This window comes from Streptococcus macacae NCTC 11558, from assembly GCF_000187995.2.
Taxonomy (GTDB): Bacteria; Bacillota; Bacilli; order Lactobacillales; family Streptococcaceae; genus Streptococcus; species Streptococcus macacae.
Window position 1 is genome coordinate 77,310 of record NZ_AEUW02000001.1, and the last position, 18,973, is coordinate 96,282.

The 18,973-nt window shown below is 41.2% G+C and carries 11 protein-coding genes, 10 tRNA genes, 3 rRNA genes and 1 pseudogene; 22 read left to right on the forward strand and 3 right to left on the reverse strand.

Features of this window, described 5'->3' with window-relative positions:
* Window positions 1-183: 183 nt before the first annotated feature.
* Together cysK and STRMA_RS00385 are read right to left on the reverse strand one after the other, a co-directional pair.
* Window positions 184-1,110: a cysteine synthase A gene (cysK, locus tag STRMA_RS00380; RefSeq protein ID WP_003081389.1), complete on the reverse strand. Its 927-nt coding sequence runs from the start codon at window positions 1,108-1,110 to the stop codon at window positions 184-186.
* Window positions 1,111-1,200: 90 nt separating this feature from the next.
* Window positions 1,201-1,830 carry a YigZ family protein gene (locus tag STRMA_RS00385; RefSeq protein WP_003079022.1) on the reverse strand — a complete coding sequence of 210 codons (630 nt, stop codon included), beginning with the start codon at window positions 1,828-1,830 and terminating at the stop codon, window positions 1,201-1,203.
* A 69-nt stretch (window positions 1,831-1,899) separates the two neighbouring features.
* Between STRMA_RS00385 and STRMA_RS00390 the strand changes: the two genes are divergently transcribed.
* The 21 genes and pseudogenes from STRMA_RS00390 (at window position 1,900) to STRMA_RS09610 (ending at window position 15,786) form a co-directional block, all read left to right on the forward strand.
* Entirely contained in the window at window positions 1,900-3,195 is a 1,296-nt protein-coding gene (locus STRMA_RS00390; protein ID WP_003080792.1) for a DEAD/DEAH box helicase, read from the forward strand.
* On the forward strand, window positions 3,195-3,860 hold the full coding sequence (locus tag STRMA_RS00395) for a ComF family protein (RefSeq protein ID WP_003078542.1): 666 nt from the start codon (window positions 3,195-3,197) through the stop codon (window positions 3,858-3,860). Before STRMA_RS00390 ends, STRMA_RS00395 begins: the two co-directional genes overlap by 1 nt.
* A 77-nt stretch (window positions 3,861-3,937) precedes the next feature.
* Window positions 3,938-4,486 carry a ribosome hibernation-promoting factor, HPF/YfiA family gene (gene hpf / locus STRMA_RS00400; RefSeq protein ID WP_003081889.1) on the forward strand — a complete coding sequence of 183 codons (549 nt, stop codon included), beginning with the start codon at window positions 3,938-3,940 and terminating at the stop codon, window positions 4,484-4,486.
* Between the two features lie 214 nt (window positions 4,487-4,700).
* Window positions 4,701-5,855, forward strand: a pseudogene (locus STRMA_RS00405) (zinc ribbon domain-containing protein); the annotation flags it as partial.
* A 235-nt stretch (window positions 5,856-6,090) separates the two neighbouring features.
* A 16S ribosomal RNA gene (locus STRMA_RS00410) occupies window positions 6,091-7,639 on the forward strand.
* Window positions 7,640-7,821: 182 nt separating this feature from the next.
* Window positions 7,822-7,894 (forward strand) — tRNA-Ala (locus STRMA_RS00415).
* Window positions 7,895-8,212: 318 nt separating this feature from the next.
* Window positions 8,213-11,106: ribosomal RNA gene (locus tag STRMA_RS00420) — 23S ribosomal RNA — on the forward strand.
* A gap of 61 nt (window positions 11,107-11,167) precedes the next feature.
* A 5S ribosomal RNA gene (gene rrf, locus STRMA_RS00425) occupies window positions 11,168-11,283 on the forward strand.
* Together the 16S, 23S and 5S rRNA genes with 10 tRNA genes alongside form the textbook arrangement of a ribosomal RNA operon.
* Window positions 11,284-11,287: 4 nt before the next feature.
* Window positions 11,288-11,360: transfer RNA gene (locus STRMA_RS00430), tRNA-Val, on the forward strand.
* 39 nt (window positions 11,361-11,399) lie between these two features.
* Window positions 11,400-11,472, forward strand: a tRNA-Asp gene (locus STRMA_RS00435).
* Between the two features lie 39 nt (window positions 11,473-11,511).
* Window positions 11,512-11,584, forward strand: a tRNA-Lys gene (locus tag STRMA_RS00440).
* A gap of 6 nt (window positions 11,585-11,590) precedes the next feature.
* Window positions 11,591-11,672, forward strand: a tRNA-Leu gene (locus tag STRMA_RS00445).
* A gap of 24 nt (window positions 11,673-11,696) precedes the next feature.
* Window positions 11,697-11,769 (forward strand) — tRNA-Thr (locus STRMA_RS00450).
* Between the two features lie 5 nt (window positions 11,770-11,774).
* Window positions 11,775-11,846 (forward strand) — tRNA-Gly (locus STRMA_RS00455).
* A 7-nt stretch (window positions 11,847-11,853) separates the two neighbouring features.
* Window positions 11,854-11,938, forward strand: a tRNA-Leu gene (locus STRMA_RS00460).
* 13 nt (window positions 11,939-11,951) lie between these two features.
* Window positions 11,952-12,025, forward strand: a tRNA-Arg gene (locus STRMA_RS00465).
* Between the two features lie 32 nt (window positions 12,026-12,057).
* Window positions 12,058-12,131 (forward strand) — tRNA-Pro (locus tag STRMA_RS00470).
* Between the two features lie 1,314 nt (window positions 12,132-13,445).
* Window positions 13,446-13,628: a MarR family transcriptional regulator gene (locus tag STRMA_RS09320; protein ID WP_050897458.1), complete on the forward strand. Its 183-nt coding sequence runs from the start codon at window positions 13,446-13,448 to the stop codon at window positions 13,626-13,628.
* A 90-nt stretch (window positions 13,629-13,718) separates the two neighbouring features.
* Window positions 13,719-14,582 (forward strand): glyoxalase III HchA, encoded by an 864-nt coding sequence (gene hchA, locus STRMA_RS00480; RefSeq protein WP_003080683.1) that lies wholly within the window; start codon window positions 13,719-13,721, stop codon window positions 14,580-14,582.
* Window positions 14,583-14,622: 40 nt separating this feature from the next.
* On the forward strand, window positions 14,623-15,477 hold the full coding sequence (locus tag STRMA_RS00485) for an SDR family NAD(P)-dependent oxidoreductase (RefSeq protein WP_115276997.1): 855 nt from the start codon (window positions 14,623-14,625) through the stop codon (window positions 15,475-15,477).
* Between the two features lie 147 nt (window positions 15,478-15,624).
* On the forward strand, window positions 15,625-15,786 hold the full coding sequence (locus tag STRMA_RS09610; protein ID WP_155812139.1) for a hypothetical protein: 162 nt from the start codon (window positions 15,625-15,627) through the stop codon (window positions 15,784-15,786).
* A gap of 521 nt (window positions 15,787-16,307) precedes the next feature.
* Here STRMA_RS09610 and STRMA_RS00490 read toward each other — a convergent pair.
* Window positions 16,308-17,666 (reverse strand): aspartate kinase, encoded by a 1,359-nt coding sequence (locus STRMA_RS00490; protein WP_003078785.1) that lies wholly within the window; start codon window positions 17,664-17,666, stop codon window positions 16,308-16,310.
* 315 nt (window positions 17,667-17,981) lie between these two features.
* Here STRMA_RS00490 and STRMA_RS00495 point away from each other — a divergent pair, with 315 nt between their 5' ends.
* Entirely contained in the window at window positions 17,982-18,773 is a 792-nt protein-coding gene (locus STRMA_RS00495; RefSeq protein WP_003080091.1) for an enoyl-CoA hydratase, read from the forward strand.
* Window positions 18,774-18,973: the final 200 nt, after the last annotated feature.

Here is an 18,973-nt window from a genome sequence, read left to right on the forward strand (position 1 = left end):
ATAACAAGCTCAAGAGGTTCTGAAAAAATAGTAAACTTGATGCTTGTCCAGCCAAAGCAAGACAAGGGCTCTTGGTATAAGCGGCCGGCCTTATCTTTAACACTGCCTTATGATATGATCTGCTAAACAAAAAGAGCTTGGGACAAAAATAGTCCCAAGCTCTTTGCTGATATTAAATGAAATTTAGTTAAATTCATAAAGAGCAGTTGAAAGATAGCGTTCCCCATTATCGGGGGCGATAGCTAAAACTTTTTTACCTTTTCCAAGTTTTTTAGCAATTTCAATAGCTGCCCAGATAGCAGCAGATGCAGAAATACCGATTAAAAATCCTTCTTTACCGCCAAAGTTGCGTCCTGTAGCCAGAGCGTCATCTGATTTGACACGGATAATTTCATCATAAGAGTCAGTATCAAGAGCTGCTGGGATAAAGCCTGTTGAGATTCCTTGGATTTTATGAGGTCCAGGTTTATCACCAGATAAAACAGCTGACTCATCTGCCTCCAAGCCATAGATTTTAATATCAGGATTATCTTTTTTGAGTACTCTAGAAACGCCAGTAATTGTACCGCCTGTTCCTATACCTGAGATAAGAGCGTCCAATCCATGAGAACCAAAAGCTTCAAGAATTTCTGGTCCAGTTGTTAATTCATGAATTTCAGGATTTGCTGGATTATTAAACTGTAGAGGTACCCAGCCGCCTATCTCTTTGGCGATTTCGTGAGCTTTATCAATAGCACCTTTAGTACCAGCACTGCCTGGTGTCAGTACTAATTCAGCACCATAAGCTTGAATAATCTTTCGGCGTTCAACACTCATTGTTTCAGGCATGGTAATAATGACCTTATAGCCTTTTGCTGCACCAACCCAGGCCAATCCAATTCCTGTGTTACCGCTTGTAGGTTCAATGATGGTGTCACCAGGTTTAATAATACCGCGCTTTTCAGCATCTTCAATCATATTAAGAGCAATTCGGTCTTTTACCGATGACCCTGGATTAAAAGCTTCAAGTTTGACATAAATATCAGCTGCCTTTTCTGGGACAATGTTATTTAGTTTCACAATCGGAGTATGGCCTACTAGTTCAGTAATGTTATTATAAATTTTTGTCATGGGAATACCTCACAAAATTATTATGTTCTCAGTATAGGATGAAACATATTCTTTGTAAAATATAAATTATTTATCACTGTGATAAGGAAATTATATCACGGGAAGTTCTATTATTTTGCTGCCAACCAGCCTAGTATTGACTTTACCTTGATAAAATTCAGTTAGTCTATTTAATATAGTTTCTATATCTGATTTATCCACGTAAATAGTCGTTTTGACATTAACAGAAAAATCAGAACTATACTCAGTCAAATGATATTTGTTTAAGAAATTCCCGAAAGTTTGATATTGAGGATATGTTAACTCTATTTCAATTCCGCTTTGTTTTTTAACATTTATCAAACCTAATGTCTTTAGATTATTGGCAACACTTCCGCTATAAGCCCGAATAAGGCCGCCTGTCCCTAATTTTATGCCGCCAAAATAACGTGTTGTCACAACAATTAAATTTGTCAGTTGATTTTTTTCCAGGACACTAAGCATGGGTATTCCAGCAGTTCCGCTTGGTTCTCCATCATCGCTGGAGCGTTTAATATTGCTGTTTTCTCCGATAATCATAGCAGAACAGGAATGGCTTGCCTTATAATGCTCCTTTTTTATTTGAGAAATAAAGGAGCGTCCTTCTTCTTCTGAAAAAATTCTTTTAGACTGACAGATAAAGCGTGATTTTTTGATAATTTCTTCTGTAATACCATCTTTTGCAATAGTTTTATAATTCATAAAAAAAGTGTACACATTTTTTTATAAAGGTGCAAGTGAGTTTTAGTATATTTAACGAATATAAAATTGATGGAAAGACTAGATGATTATTATGGACGTATTTTTACAGAAGATCAGCTAAAAGAGGAGCTGAGGGAATTTGCTAAAATTTTGCCGGCAGTAAACCATTTTACAAATAGTAGAATTTGCAATCGCTGCGGCAGCCAAATAGCAGCTGAAAATAAATTACCTGATGGCTCTTTTTATTGTCGGGAGTGCATTATTTTAGGACGAAACAGCAGCGGAGCTTTATACTATTTTGAGCAAAAACCTTTTCCTGAAGGAAAGGTTTTAAAATGGCAAGGATCATTAACAGATCTTCAAAAAGAAGTGTCGGATAGTTTGAAAATAGGAGTTGAACAAAAAGAAAACCTCCTTATACATGCAGTAACAGGTGCTGGTAAAACAGAGATAATATATGAGACAGTAGCAAGTGTACTGGATAAAGGCGGAGCCGTAGCCTTAGCGAGTCCTCGAATTGATGTTTGTCTCGAATTATATAAACGCTTTAAAAATGATTTTTCCTGTTCAATAAGCCTGCTGCATGGAGAGTCAGAACCATACAGTCGCAGTCCTTTAGTTATTTTGACAACCCATCAGCTATTAAAATTTTATAAAGCTTTTGACCTTTTAATCATTGATGAAGTTGATGCTTTCCCTTTTGTTGATAATCCAAGCCTTTACTATGCCGTTGAACAGAGTGTAAAAGCAGATGGAGTCAACGTTTTTTTAACAGCTACTTCAACTGAACAATTGGATAAACAGGTGAAAAAAGGAAAGCTTAAAAAGCTGCATTTGGCGAGACGATTTCATGCTTCTCCTCTAGTTGTTCCAAAAACGGTTTGGTTATATCTTGCTTTAGAAAAATTACAAAGGGGCAAGCTTCCTTTTAAATTATTGAGGATTATAAAAGAACAGCGGCAAAGTCAGTTTCCTTTACTCATATTTTTTCCGGTAATTAAGTTAGGTGAGTTATTTTCAAGGTGTTTGAAGAATTATTTTCTAGATGAAAAAATAGCTTTTGTCTCCAGTATGACAGAAAATAGATTAGAAATAGTGGAGAAGTTTAGAAAAGGGCAAATAACGGTATTAATATCAACGACTATTTTAGAAAGAGGAGTGACCTTTCCCTTTGTAGATGTTTTTGTTATGATGGCTAATCATTATTTGTTTACAAAAAGTTCCTTAATTCAGATAGCGGGGCGCGTTGGCAGGTCTGCTGAGAGGCCGACAGGAACGCTGCTCTTTTTCCATAGCGGAAAAACAAAGAGTATCAGAAAAGCTATTTCAGAAATTAGAAGGATGAACCAGATTGGAGGATTTTGATGATATGTTTGATTTGCCGTACTCATTTTGAAGAGGAACTTCGCTTTACGGCTATTTTATTTTTATATAAGAATAGGGAATGGATTTGTCCGCAATGTCAATCTGCTTTTGTGCCTATATCAGAGAACCATTGCTTGACTTGTTATAAAGAGGGCAATGAAAGAAAATGCAATGATTGCTGTTTTTGGCAGACTAAAGGTTCTTTTGTTTGCCATGAAGCGCTTTATAGTTATAATTCTGCTATGAAGCATTATTTCAGTTTATATAAATTTCAAGGAGATTATCTTTTAAGAAAGGTCTTTTCGAAAGAAATTAAGAAAGCTTTAAAACGGTATTCCGATTTTACTTTAGTTCCGATTCCACTAAGTGAAGCATCTATAAAGCAGAGAAAATTCAACCAAGTAAATGCTTTTTTAGATGATACAGGGATAAATTATAGTGAACTTTTAGGTAAAAGAGATACCATTAAACAACAGTCTGATAAAACACGAAAGGAACGGTTGCAGAGCCAGCAGGCTTTCTATTTGAAAAAACAAAGCCCTCTTCCTCCTAAAATTTTACTTATTGATGATATTTATACCACCGGAGCAACTATTCAATTAGCTAGTGCGATTTTTCGTGAAAACGGGGTGAAAAACATATGTTCTTTTTCTCTGGCGCGTTAATAAAAAACTTGCAAATTTTCATGAAATCGGTATAATAAAGATGAAGAAAACGCTTAAGCGTAAGAAAGAGGTAGTCTATGATTAAACTTAGCATTCGTGGCGAAAATATCGAAGTAACAGAAGCTATTCGTAGTTATGTTGAATCTAAACTTAACAAGATTGAGAAATTTTTTAATGCTGAACAAAATTTGGATGTACGTGTCAATCTCAAAGTCTATCGCGAAAAAACAGCAAAAGTAGAGGTAACAATCCCTCTTGGATCTATTACGCTTCGTGCAGAGGATGTATCGCAGGATATGTATGGTTCTATTGATTTAGTCGTTGACAAAATTGGTCGTCAAATTCGAAAAAATAAAACCAGAATTGCCAAGAAACATCGGGAAAAGAAATCTGCTGGTGAAGTTTTTACATCTGAATTTGAATTAGAAGAAATTGAAGAAGCACCAGCAGTAAAGGTAGTTAGGACTAAAAACATTACACTGAAACCTATGGATCTTGAAGAAGCACGTCTACAAATGGACTTGCTGGGACATGACTTTTTTATCTATACCGATGCTAATGATAATACAACAAATGTTCTCTATCGCCGTGAAGATGGCAATTTAGGTGTTATTGAAGCAAAATAAGCTATCAAGAAATGCATTGAAGTGATATTTTGAGAGAAGACTGCTTTGCTGTTGGTCTTTGCAAGTTTACTTAAAGGACGTTTTAAGTAACCAGCATATATAAATCTCATATGCTTATATATCTAAAAGAGGCCGTTCATGAAACAGTCTCTTTTCATTTGTCTTGCCAAAGAGCAAATTGTTATGCTATAGTAATATATATAACATTTATATAATAACAGAAAGATATGTCAAAGTAGCTAAAAATCATTTTAATAAAGCACTAGAATATGAAGTATGGAGTGATAATAAAAAGCCAATTAAAGCATCTGAATTAAAATACAGAAATTCTAAAGAGAATAGAAGAGTTAAACTGAATGATCTAGTAACTGATGATAAAAAAATGAAAAATGTTGGAAGGAAATTTCTTATTTTTCCAGATTGGCGTGTAGCTGTAAAGCCAAGCTCAGCTGAAATATCAATTAATACAAAAGATCTTGATTTGTATATTAATAATAAAAAGGTGGCTAAAACAGATAGTGATAGCTATACTAAAAAAATCACACGACTTTATCCAGGTACTTATAATTTTACAGTAAAAGGAAAAGTATCTAATCAGGATGTTGAAGTTTCATCTGAACAAGATCTCCTTGGAGAAAATAAAGAAGTTGACTTAGATGTAGAATATCTCAGTTTTAAAGTAAACAGCAATCTTAAAGATGGTGATTTATATATAGGAAGTCAAAGGATTGGTAAGCTGAAAGATGGACAATACAATATTTCAAAAATGGCTGTAACGAATGATGCTAAAGTTTTTGTACAAAAGTCATTTCCTGGTAAGCCATCACTTAAATCTGAAGTCAAATCTATTCAAGATATATATGATGGCGATACAATCACGCTTGACGCTGAAGGCGTCTTAGAACATAAAACTGCTGTTTCGCTCATTACTGGAGCCTATAACAGATTATCTTCATATGCTGCATCACATAGAACGCCGGACAATTTAGACGAAGTTTTCTCTGGCGGAGATAAAAATAGTTTTTATACAGATGTCAAAAATAATATTGATACAAATACAACTGAAGCTAAGAATCGAAGTGCAGATTCTATTTTATATAGTGATATCAATGTTACAAAAATAACACAGACCAGCCCGACGACTTATACAGTAGATTTTACAGTGATTTATAATTTTTCTTTTATGTATGATTCTGAACATGAAACATCAGGAAATATTAAACAAAAATTATCCTGGTCTGCTAATGTATCTTATAACAGGGATGAGGACGATGATGAATATAGTTTTTATAAAGATTATAAAGGTTATCGTATTACATCAAGCAATGGCAAATCAAAAGTTTTAGAAACGAAGAATACCGTAAAATAATTTAAAACTTTCACCTCAAAGTAAAAGAGGTGAAAGTTTTTTTAAAATTTATACTAAAAAAGCCCAGAAAAGAGGTTGACAAAGTTGTTTAGAGTTGCTAGAATATAATAGTTGCCTCAAGACGAGACGAGTCCTTTGAAAACTGAACAAGACGACCAAGTGAGGGTGCTAGGGGACTAGTACCCGTCAAAACAAAGAACTAGTCAGCGACAGGAAAGAAGAGTCACATCAGACTGGACAAGAGAGTTTGATCCTGGCTCAGGACGAACGCTGGCGGCGTGCCTAATACATGCAAGTGGAACGCTGTTTCTGAGTTAGCTTGCTAACTGAGACGGCGTCGCGAACGGGTGAGTAACGCGTAGGTAACCTGCCTCTTAGAGGGGGATAAGGATTGGAAACGATAGGTAATACCGCATAATATCTCTCTAAGCCTTTAGAGGGATTGAAAGGTACAACAGTATCGCTAAGAGATGGACCTGCGTTGTATTAGCTAGTTGGTAAGGTAGAGGCTTACCAAGGCGACGATACATAGCCGACCTGAGAGGGTGACCGGCCACACTGGGACTGAGACACGGCCCAGACTCCTACGGGAGGCAGCAGTAGGGAATCTTCGGCAATGGGGGGAACCCTGACCGAGCAACGCCGCGTGAGTGAAGAAGGTTTTCGGATCGTAAAGCTCTGTTGTTAAGGAAGCAAGTTGGAGAGAGTGGAAAGTTCTCCAATTGACGGTACTTAACCAGAAAGGGACGGCTAACTACGTGCCAGCAGCCGCGGTAATACGTAGGTCCCGAGCGTTGTCCGGATTTATTGGGCGTAAAGGGAGCGCAGGCGGTCTGGAAAGTCAGTAGTTAAAAGCATTGGCTTAACCAATGTCAGCTATTGAAACTGTCAGACTTGAGTACAGAAGGGGAGAGTGGAATTCCATGTGTAGCGGTGAAATGCGTAGATATATGGAGGAACACCAGTGGCGAAAGCGGCTCTCTGGTCTGTGACTGACGCTGAGGCTCGAAAGCGTGGGTAGCGAACAGGATTAGATACCCTGGTAGTCCACGCCGTAAACGCTGAGTGCTAGGTGTTAGGTCCTAAGGGGCTTAGTGCCGTAGCTAACGCAATAAGCACTCCGCCTGGGGAGTACGACCGCAAGGTTGAAACTCAAAGGAATTGACGGGGGCCCGCACAAGCGGTGGAGCATGTGGTTTAATTCGAAGCAACGCGAAGAACCTTACCAGGTCTTGACATCCCGGTGCTATTTCTAGAGATAGGAAGTTACTTCGGTACACCGGAGACAGGTGGTGCATGGTTGTCGTCAGCTCGTGTCGTGAGATGTTGGGTTAAGTCCCGCAACGAGCGCAACCCTTATGGTTAGTTGCCATCATTGAGTTGGGCACTCTAGCCAGACTGCCGGTAATAAACCGGAGGAAGGTGGGGATGACGTCAAATCATCATGCCCCTTATGACCTGGGCTACACACGTGCTACAATGGTTGGTACAACGAGTCGCAAGCCGGTGACGGCAAGCTAATCTCTGAAAGCCAATCTCAGTTCGGATTGGAGGCTGCAACTCGCCTCCATGAAGTCGGAATCGCTAGTAATCGCGGATCAGCACGCCGCGGTGAATACGTTCCCGGGCCTTGTACACACCGCCCGTCACACCACGAGAGTTTGTAACACCCAAAGTCGGTGAGGTAACCGTAAAGGAGCCAGCCGCCTAAGGTGGGACGGATGATTGGGGTGAAGTCGTAACAAGGTAGCCGTATCGGAAGGTGCGGCTGGATCACCTCCTTTCTAAGGAAAAACAAGTAACAGAGGGCGTAAAAAGCGCCTTGATTTTAGGAAATCGACGCTGTGTTCGATGAACACAAGACGATTTATCTAAATCACCAGCTTTTAGCCTGAGTACAATTACTTAAATTCTGTTATGCGTTACAGAAGCACTTGCCGTCTTGTTTAGTTTTGAGAGGGTTGTGGGGGCCTTAGCTCAGCTGGGAGAGCGCCTGCTTTGCACGCAGGAGGTCAGCGGTTCGATCCCGCTAGGCTCCATTAAAACAGGATACGAACAGACGATTCGCTTTTTCTAAGAAGTTAGTCTGGCGTTCAACTCAAGGTCTTGTTTTAGTTGATATTAGAATACGATCCTAAACTTCCTAGGAATAAGTCACAAGCGCCTAGTGTCTAAGGGACACGTCGTTGGTTGTCTCCTTATTCTACGCAAGTTTTGCGGCAAACCGCACCGGATCTTAATATCATAAGATGGTTCATTGACAATTGAATAGCTAAACCCCTCTTTCTATAGATTACTCTATAGAAAGAGAGATAACAAAAAAGAAACCGAAGCGAAAAAGCCAAGAACCAAGAAGAGGTTAAGGTAGAAAGGGCGCACGGTGGATGCCTAGGCACTAGGAGCCGATGAAGGACGTGACGAACGACGAAATGCTTTGGGGAGCTGTAAGTAAGCGGAGATCCAAAGATATCCGAATGGGGGAACCCAACAGGTTAATGCCTGTTACCCAACTCTGTTAAGGAGTTGCGGGGGAAGACGCAGTGAACTGAAACATCTCAGTAGCTGCAGGAAGAGAAAGCAAAAGCGATTGCCTGAGTAGCGGCGAGCGAAAGGGCAGGAGGGCAAACCAGAGTGTTTACACTCTGGGGTTGTAGGACTGCAGGAGTGCATAAGGGTATAGAAGAATGACTTGGGAAAGTCAGCCAGAGAGAGTAAGAGCCTCGTATTCGACATAGCCTTATAAACGAGCAGTATCCTGAGTACGGCGGGACACGCGAAATCCCGTCGGAAACTGGGAGGCCCATCTCCCAACCCTAAATACTCCCTAGTGACCGATAGTGAACCAGTACCGTGAGGGAAAGGTGAAAAGCACCCCGGGAGGGGAGTGAAAGAGAACCTGAAACCGTGTGCCTACAAGAAGTTCGAGCCCGTTAATGGGTGAGAGCGTGCCTTTTGTAGAATGAACCGGCGAGTTATGATAAGATGCGAGGTTAAGTTGAAGAGACGGAGCCGCAGGGAAACCGAGTCTGAAAAGGGCGAGAGTATCTTGTTATAGACCCGAAACCAGGTGATCTACCCATGAGCAGGGTGAAGGTAAGGTAAGACTTACTGGAGGCCCGCACCAGGACACGTTGAAAAGTGTTTGGATGACTTGTGGGTAGCGGAGAAATTCCAAACGAACTTGGAGATAGCTGGTTCTCTCCGAAATAGCTTTAGGGCTAGCGTCGACCAGAGACCCTTGGAGGTAGAGCACTGTTTGGGTGAGGGGTCCATCCCGGATTACCAAACTCAGATAAACTCCGAATGCCAAGCGGTTATAGTCGGCAGTCAGACTGCGAGTGCTAAGATCCGTAGTCGAAAGGGAAACAGCCCAGACCACCAGCTAAGGTCCCCAAATAATTGTTAAGTGGAAAAGGATGTGGGGTTGCACAGACAACTAGGATGTTAGCTTAGAAGCAGCTATTCATTCAAAGAGTGCGTAATAGCTCACTAGTCGAGTGACCCTGCGCCGAAAATGTACCGGGGCTGAAACAATTTACCGAAGCTGTGGATTCCGTAAGGGATGGTAGGAGAGCGTTCTATGGGCAGAGAAGGTTTACCGTAAGGAGGACTGGAGCGCATAGAAGTGAGAATGCCGGTATGAGTAGCGAAAGATGGGTGAGAATCCCATCCACCGTAAGACTAAGGTTTCCAGGGGAAGGTTCGTCCGCCCTGGGTTAGTCGGGACCTAAGGAGAGACCGAAAGGTGTATCCGATGGCCAACAGGTTGATATTCCTGTACTAGAGTCAGGAGAGAAGGAGGGACGCAGAAGGCTAGCTAAAGCAGACGATTGGAAGAGTCTGTCCAAGCAGTGAGGTGAGTTAGGAGTCAAATGCTTCTAGCTAAGACATTGAGCTGTGAAGGGGAGCGAAGTTAAGTAGCGAAGTTAGCGATGTCAGGCTGCCAAGAAAAGCTTCTATCGAAGAGAGACTCTACCCGTACCGCAAACCGACACAGGTAGTCGAGGCGAGTAGCCTCAGGTGAGCGAGCGAACTCTCGTTAAGGAACTCGGCAAAATGACCCCGTAACTTAGGGAGAAGGGGTGCTCAGGCAACTGAGCCGCAGTGAAGAGGCCCAAGCAACTGTTTATCAAAAACACAGCTCTCTGCGAAATCGTAAGATGAAGTATAGGGGGTGACGCCTGCCCGGTGCTGGAAGGTTAAGAGGAGCGCTTAGATTAAGGTCGAAGGTGTGAATTGAAGCCCCAGTAAACGGCGGCCGTAACTATAACGGTCCTAAGGTAGCGAAATTCCTTGTCGGGTAAGTTCCGACCCGCACGAAAGGCGTAATGATTTGGGCACTGTCTCAACGAGAGACTCGGTGAAATTTTAGTACCTGTGAAGATGCAGGTTACCCGCGACAGGACGGAAAGACCCCATGGAGCTTTACTGCAGTTTGATATTGGGTATCTGTCACACATGTACAGGATAGGTAGGAGCCAAGGAAGAGTGGACGCTAGTTTACTTGGAGGCGCTGTTGGGATACTACCCTTGTGTGATGGCTACTCTAACCCGGTTGAGTGAACCTCAACGGAGACAGTGTCTGACGGGCAGTTTGACTGGGGCGGTCGCCTCCTAAAAGGTAACGGAGGCGCCCAAAGGTTCCCTCAGACTGGTTGGAAATCAGTCGCAGAGTGTAAAGGTAAAAGGGAGCTTGACTGCGAGACGGACAGGTCGAGCAGGGACGAAAGTCGGGCTTAGTGATCCGGTGGTACCGTATGGAAGGGCCATCGCTCAACGGATAAAAGCTACCCTGGGGATAACAGGCTTATCTCCCCCAAGAGTTCACATCGACGGGGAGGTTTGGCACCTCGATGTCGGCTCGTCGCATCCTGGGGCTGTAGTCGGTCCCAAGGGTTGGGCTGTTCGCCCATTAAAGCGGCACGCGAGCTGGGTTCAGAACGTCGTGAGACAGTTCGGTCCCTATCCGTCGCGGGCGTAGGAAATTTGAGAGGATCTGCTCCTAGTACGAGAGGACCAGAGTGGACTTACCGCTGGTGTACCAGTTGTCTCGCCAGAGGCAGAGCTGGGTAGCTATGTAGGGAAGGGATAAACGCTGAAAGCATCTAAGTGTGAAGCCCCCCTCAAGATGAGATTTCCCCTAACGATAGGTTAGTAAGAGCCCTGAGAGAAGATCAGGTAGATAGGTTGGGAGTGTAAGCCTGGTGACAGGTGAAGCGGACCAATACTAATCGCTCGAGGCCTTAACCGCAAGGCGCTGAGGGAGAGGGTTTAGCTGTTCAATGGTGAGTGAGCGATCATTCAAGAAGAGGTTAAGTGACGATAGCCTAGGGGATACACCTGTTTCCATGCCGAACACAGCCGTTAAGCCCTAGCGCGCCTGAAGTAGTGGGAGGCTGCCTCCTGTGAGATAGGGGCGTTGCTTAGCCAGAGGGAGTTTAGCTCAGCTGGGAGAGCATCTGCCTTACAAGCAGAGGGTCAGCGGTTCGATCCCGTTAACTCCCATCCGTTAGGTTACTAAGGACTTTAGTCCGAGTACGAATAGGTCCCGTGGTGTAGCGGTTATCACGTCGCCCTGTCACGGCGAAGATCGCGGGTTCAATTCCCGTCGGGACCGTTGAAAGAGGCAAGAAGCGCTTTCAAAGATAAGAGGAGGGACTCGTTAGCTCAGTTGGTAGAGCATTTGACTTTTAATCAAAGGGTCACTGGTTCGAGCCCAGTACGGGTCATAAGAAGCGGGTGTGGCGGAATTGGCAGACGCACCAGATTTAGGATCTGGCGCTTAAGGGCGTGGGGGTTCAAGTCCCTTCACCCGCATGCTTAAGAGAAAGCAAGAGAGAGGCCGGCTTAGCTCAGTTGGTAGAGCATCTGATTTGTAATCAGAGGGTCGCGTGTTCAAGTCATGTAGCCGGCATTTATGCGAACGTAGTTCAGTGGTAGAACATCACCTTGCCAAGGTGGGGGTCGCGGGTTCGAATCCCGTCGTTCGCTTTAAGAGGCCGGGGTGGCGGAACTGGCAGACGCACAGGACTTAAAATCCTGGGAAGGATACCTTCGTACCGGTTCGATTCCGGTCCTCGGCATAAGATAGAAAGAGCACCCTTGGCTCAACTGGATAGAGTACCTGACTACGAATCAGGCGGTTAGAGGTTCGAATCCTCTAGGGTGCATAGGGATGGAAGAAAGGGAGATCAGATAGTGACGGGAAGTAGCTCAGCTTGGTAGAGCACTTGGTTTGGGACCAAGGGGTCGCAGGTTCGAATCCTGTCTTCCCGATTAAACAGTTTTTGATATTTTATATGGTCAGCTTATGATGGGCGACTTATTTTTTACATTTAGAAGCCCATTTATAGTGAGTTGCCATGATTTAGAATTGAGAGAGAGCGAATTCGTTCTCTCTTTTCTTCTTTCCTTGTTTCTGTGAAACAAGCTATCAAGGCATATCCTTCAGCCTTTGACACTATTCAAAGCGATGAGAATGTATTGTTTAAAGTCGTTATCTTCCGAAAGCTGAAAGTGTTGTGTTTGATGGTATTGATTAAGTAATTGGCGACCTTAATATTGGGGGATAGATGCAAAGCGTTGATTATCTTATCTTGTCTTTGTCCTTTCAAGGAGTTCTAAAAGCAGTCTAAACAAGATGAAGGTCTCAGTTCAGCTTAAAGGCACAATGGCATTCACAAATACAACAGGTTTCATACGGAAGTTTAACAGCTATGAAGATGATAACAAAGGGTTTCAGTTGATTTACGGTCTCAATGGGGATGTTACTTCTTAGAGCTGTCTTTGTGCTATCAAGCTTCATATTAGGCGATATACTGGTCACTAAGGCTTCTTCAACAGTGGCAGAGAGCTTTCTTGATATGTTTATGATTTGGTGATTTTGGAGGATAACTAGGAGCTTTTTCTCTTCACCAAGAGCTTCTGCTCATGTGGGATACCCTTCTTAAGGAACTCCCAGAGATCGTAAGTATTCTCAACCAACTAGCTAGCTGAAAAGAACACCGGAAGCTAGATGAGCCAGATAAATTTGCCGGAACGATGTTGAAGGCCAGTCCGTAGAGACAAGAACGTCGTACGGGAGTTTTGTTTAAGGGAGGCTTGGTGAAGAAGTAAGAGTATAAGCAGGGAATTCTTAATGAGGATCCTTTTTATACTTTTACGTCTATCCTATTAAAATTGGGAAGTTTTTTGAAATATAGTTGTGCGAGCAAATAAATTGACCCCCTATTTAAATAACGATATACTAGGCAAATAAAATAAGAAAGGAGCAGATATAGCAACTATGAGCTTGATCCATCCAGTCAGGCCTTTGAGAATACGGAGGTTTCTCGTGAGACAGTGGTGGCAGCAATTTTGGAAAATAAGACAGGTTGTTTTATCCATGCAGCTTTGGAGTTGAAGAGGCGGATATGCACTATTTTGAGCCATCCTGCTCCTAGGAGAATTGATAAATCAATGGTTGACTCTCCAGCGGTTGGAACGGCAGATACAAGGAGATATGGAAAAGGCTCTAAGTCAAACGTCTTGTGTCATGACGCTTAATGAATTTCAGACCCTTTATTTTCTAGAAAAATTGAAAGAAATAAGTTGCTAATTGGCGAGTTGAGTGAGAAGGTTGGCCTTAGTATCAGTGCAACCTCTCGTATGTTGCTTCGTTTTGAAAAAAATGGTGGTGTCATCAAGCGACAAGTCTGCTTGGATGATAAGAGAGCAGTGGAGATTGTTCTGACAGACTTGGGATATAATACTTGGGATATAATAAATGTCTAACAATTGCTCAACAAGCCATTCAAGTCGTTTTAGATAACTATCAAGAGCAACTGAAACAATTACATATTAAAATAGAAGAGAGACTAAATTATGACTGAATTAAGTAAAACCCCAGTCCGTGATCGTGCGGAACACAATGCCTATTTCCCATCAGATTACTCTTTGAGTGTCTATACTAGCTCTGTAACTCCTTTTGATGGTTACAAGTTTGCTCAGCCTTATACAGGTGGAGATAAGAAAGTTCTCATGGTGGCTTCTGATGAGCGCTATGTGCAAGTACAAAATGGAAAATATTTTTCAACAGGAAATCATCCCGTGGAAACTTTGCTTCCTATGATGCATATGGCTACAGCAGGTTTTGAGATTGATGTAGCGACACTTTCAGGCAACTCTGTGAAATTGGAAATGTGGGCCATGCCGAAGGAAGATAAAGCTGTAATGGATTTTTATCACGAGTATTTGCCAAAGCTGGAAAATCCCTTGAAGCTTAGTGATATCCTTTCTCAAGTGGTTTCGGTTGGTTCGCCTTATGTTGCTGTCTTCTTCCCTGGCGGGCATGGTGCTCTCTTAAATCTCCCTGAAAGTCAGGAGGTTAAGGAGCTGCTCAACTGGGCCATGGCTACAGATAAGAAGATTATAACCCTTTGTCACGGTCCAGCTGCTCTTTTAGCAGCACGACTTAATGATGGAGATTTCCTTTTTGATGGGTATGAAATGACAGTCTTTCCAGATAGTCTTGATGAAGGTGCTAACCAAGATATTGGCTATATGCCAGGTCTCCTTAAATGGCGACTACAAGAAAGTCTCGAGGATCAAGGGGTGAAAATCCTCAATGAGGGGATTACAGGTCAAGTTCATCAAGATCGCAATCTCCTGACAGGTGATAGCCCGCTTGCAGCTAATGCACTTGGAATTCTTGCAGCAGATACCTTGCTGACTATGGTTGCGAAATAAATCGTTTATTTATTGAATACTTAACACTAGAAAAGGAATTATGATGTCACAGTCAACAGTTTTATTCGTTACGGGAGCCTCAAAAGGAATTGGTCTTGAAATTGTTTTAACCGGCCTAGACCAAGGCTATACTGTCGTAGGAACGTCACGCAATGCGCAAAAGCTGGAAGAAGCCGTAGCGGCTGCTCGTCCAGATCTGATAGGGCACTTTATGGCAGTTTCCATGACCTTTGATGAAGCCAATATTCAGGAAACGGTCAAAGCCATTATTGAGCGATTTGGCCGGATCGATATTTTAGTTAATAATGCCGGATTTGCAGTGCTTGGGGCTTTGGAAGAATTTTCTTTGGAAGAAGTCAAGGCTAACTTTGATGTCAATGTCTTTGGTCTCTTAGCGGTCATGCAAGCAGTCTTACCACAGATGCGTGCGCAAAAATCTGGTCATATCATCAATCTTGCTTCTATCTCGGGAACGGTTACTGGTCCAACCCAGTCCATCTATTCGGCTACCAAAGCTTCTGTCATTATGATGAGTGAGGCTCTAGCAGAAGAGGTAGCACCTTTTAACATTCAAGTGACCGCTATTTGCCCTGGAGGGGTACGGACAGATTTCCTGGATAATTCCTCTATGCGCCGTCCAGAAAAGCATATTGCGGACTACGAAGTTGTTCATCGTACTATGGAAGGGTTAGGACGTCTTAACCATAATCAAAGCGGGGACCCTAAACGTGTCGCTCAAGCCATTTTAACAGTTGCAGCTATGGAGCAAGCTCCTCGCCGTCTCTATCTTAACTCGGGTGCTGTTGCAGGTCTCCAGCAAAAAATTCAAGAAGTGGCAGCCGAGGTCAATCAATTTATGGACCTGAGTCTTAGTACAGACAGCCCAGAAGCCTAGTTGCTGAATTTAAAGTATGTGAGTAGGTCTTATCTCACCACTGGAATGTTTTTAATCAGGAAAAGAAGTTACCATGTTTAATCAATTGTAAGATGTTACAAATTTATTAGGATTACTTTTCCGATCATCCAAGCACCGATAAATTGGTTGACTAATATGGTCTTGGCCGCAGCAGTGTCAAACGCTAGAGTTCAGCTATCTTATGTCGGCACTTGTTTTTTGATGATGCAGGAGTCACCTATGACAAAAAATAGCAAAGCAGCCTTGTTTGCTGTTAAAAACGAAGATATGCTTTTGGCAGCTAAATAACAATAACGGCTTTGCTCGTCAGTTGGTTTCATTATATGAGTATACAGAAACTCTTTTGAAAATACCCAAGATATTCATAAGCGAGGAGGTATCCAAGCAGAGAGGCTAGCAGATAACTCGGTCAATAGCATGTCTCTGTCTCTATGAATAGCGGTATCGGAATCATTCGAGATCTGCCAAATGTAAAGTCCTTAATTGTCAGTCTGATGGGAGATGCCGACTAAGGTATGTTTAGAAAAAGAGAGCATCGTATTACTGCTATACTAAAGGTAAAGGGGCTTAGGGAGCCCCATCTTTTTTTGTTCTTAGAAGGAAAAAGCAGCTGATGGTTAATGTGTTCTATATGAGATAAGTCTTTTTAATGACTTACTTTGCCATTTTTTCACTAAAAATCAGAACTTTTTATAGATACTCAAAAAGCCCTATAATATCCTAGGGGGAGTCCATCTAGGATATTATAGAGCCCATAGTTGATAATAGGTCATTTTCATTATTGTAAGATTGCAAGCGATTTTAGGCTATTAATCTTTGGCTTTAAAAAAGGTCTGGTAGAGTGCTCTAATAGCGTCTTTTTCTTGCTCAGTTTTGATGACAAACATGACTGAAACTTCACTTGATCCTTGAGAAATCATTTCTAAGTTAATGTGTTTTTTTGAAAATGCTTCGGCTGCTTTAGAAGTAACACCTATATGACTTTTCATATTTTCACCCACTATCATTATAATGGATAAGTCTCTTTCAATTTCGACCTCGTCTACTTCTAACTTTCTTGTTAGTTGCGAGATGATTTCTTGTTCTTTTATGGGTGTCAGCTCACGCCCTCTCAATACGATTGACATGTCATCAATACCAGTGGGAATATGCTCCCAGCGAATATTTAATTCTTCTAAAATTTGCAATACCTTACGTCCAAATCCAACTTCTCTATTCATCAGATATTTTGAAATATTGATACTGACAAAATCGTTATCACCCGCTATACCAACAACAGGCGCACTGTGGCTAGTATGCTCTAAGATGATTTTAGTTCCAGGATGGCTTGGGTTATTGGTATTTTTAATAACTAAAGGTATTTTCCCGCGATAAGCAGGGATTAAAGCTTCATCATGAAGGACTGAAAAACCTGCATAAGCCAATTCCCGCATTTCACGGTATGTTAATTCTGAGATGGAATCAGGTTTATGAACAATACCTGGATGCGCAGCAAAAATACCATCTACATCTGTAAAGTTTTCATATAGATCAGCTTTCACTCCGGCAGCTACAATAGAACCAGTAATGTCTGAACCTCCGCGAGAAAAGGTACAGATTTGATCGTCAGCAGTAACTCCAAAAAAACCTGGAATAATTAAAATTTCATCACTATCACGTAATTCTTCCAGTTTATCGTAGCTTGATGGTAAAAGGCGTGCATTTCCAGGTTCGCTTGTGACGATGATCCCTGCTTCTTTTGGATTGATATAACGGGCATTTAAATTATTCTTTTTAAAAAATTCGGCAATTAATTTTGCATTATTGTCTTCACCGGCAGCTAAAAAAGTATCATAGAGAAATCTATTATTATCAATAGGTAGATTCGCCAAGTCAATAATAGCTTTTGTTATTTTTTCTAAAATATTTTGACCAAGCTTAAGCTCATCAATGATATCACGATAGCGCTGAATGATCCAATTTTGATTTTCTGTGACATCTTTTTCAGCGATATAAGCTTTATAATATTTTACTAGTGCATCTGTAACTTTTGTATCTTTGGCATCTCTTTTGCCGGGTGCAGAGACAACAACAAAACGTCTATCATCATCAGAATTAACGATATTGAGCACTTTTTCAAGCTGTGCAGCGGAAGCTAATGAACTGCCTCCGAATTTGATAACTTTCATTTTTTCTCCCAAATCTAATCACGATAAACAAATTATAACAAAATTCTGACAATTTGTCAGTCCTCTTTTTTTAAAAGGACAGAAAAAATGAAATGATGACCTTACTTAGAGCTATCTGCATTAAAAACCTTAGTTAAATAAATTTTGCTTTTAAATAAAAATATTTTATATTAAATTTCCTTTTGAGAACTTCTTATTTTTATGTTAAAATAAAGGAAATAGATTTGACCTTCAAACTATTTAAATATCAAATAATACAAGTTGGGTACATCTCTTGTACTGACTATTTAAAAGAAACTAGAGTGGAGCATAAAAATGAATTTTGAAAATATTCTTTATAGTGTGGATGATGGGGTAGCCACTTTGACACTTGATCGGCCTGAAGTTTCAAATGGTTTTAATATTCCGATTTGCGAAGAGATATTAGAAGCTATTTCATTGGCTTCTAAAGATAGCAGCGTTCACATTTTATTAATCAATGCTAATGGTAAAGTTTTTTCTGTTGGCGGTGACTTAGTAGAGATGCAAAGAGCTGTTGATGATGATAATGTGCAATCTTTAGTTCGTATTGCAGAACTTGTAAATGATATTTCATTTTCGCTCAAGCGGCTACCTAAACCTGTTGTTATGAGTACTGATGGGGCTGTTGCTGGAGCAGCAGCTAATATGGCAGTTGCAGCGGATTTCTGTATTGCAAGTGATAAAACAAAGTTTATTCAAGCCTTTGTTAATGTTGGCTTAGCACCAGATGCTGGCGGTCTTTTTTTACTGACCAGAGCTATTGGGATTACTCGTGCTACACAATTAGCAATGACTGGTGAGGCCTTAACTGCTGAGAAAGCATTGGATTATGGAATAGTTTATAGGGTTTGCGAATCAGAAAAATTAGAAAAGATGACAGAGCGTATTATTACCAGATTGAAGCGTGGTTCTGTCAATTCTTATAAAGCTATTAAAGAAATGGTTTGGCAAAGTTCATTTTATGGCTGGCAAGAATATGCAGATCTAGAATTAGAATTACAAAAGTCATTAGCCTTTACGGAGGATTTTAAAGAAGGAGTCCGCGCTTATACAGACAAAAGGCGACCTAAATTTACAGGTAAGTAATAGTTGACATAAGCCATTTCATATTTTGCATTATTAAGTGCTAAAGTATACTTTAAGCATGAAAAAGATCGCTATAGAAGTTAGTAAGAAGAATCTTTAAAAAAATGAAGGTTTTGACTAAAAGCCATTAGCTTATTTTGGGGATCTTAAACAAAATGAAACAGTGTAACTAAAATTTGCAATTTCAGTAATCTTTTGAT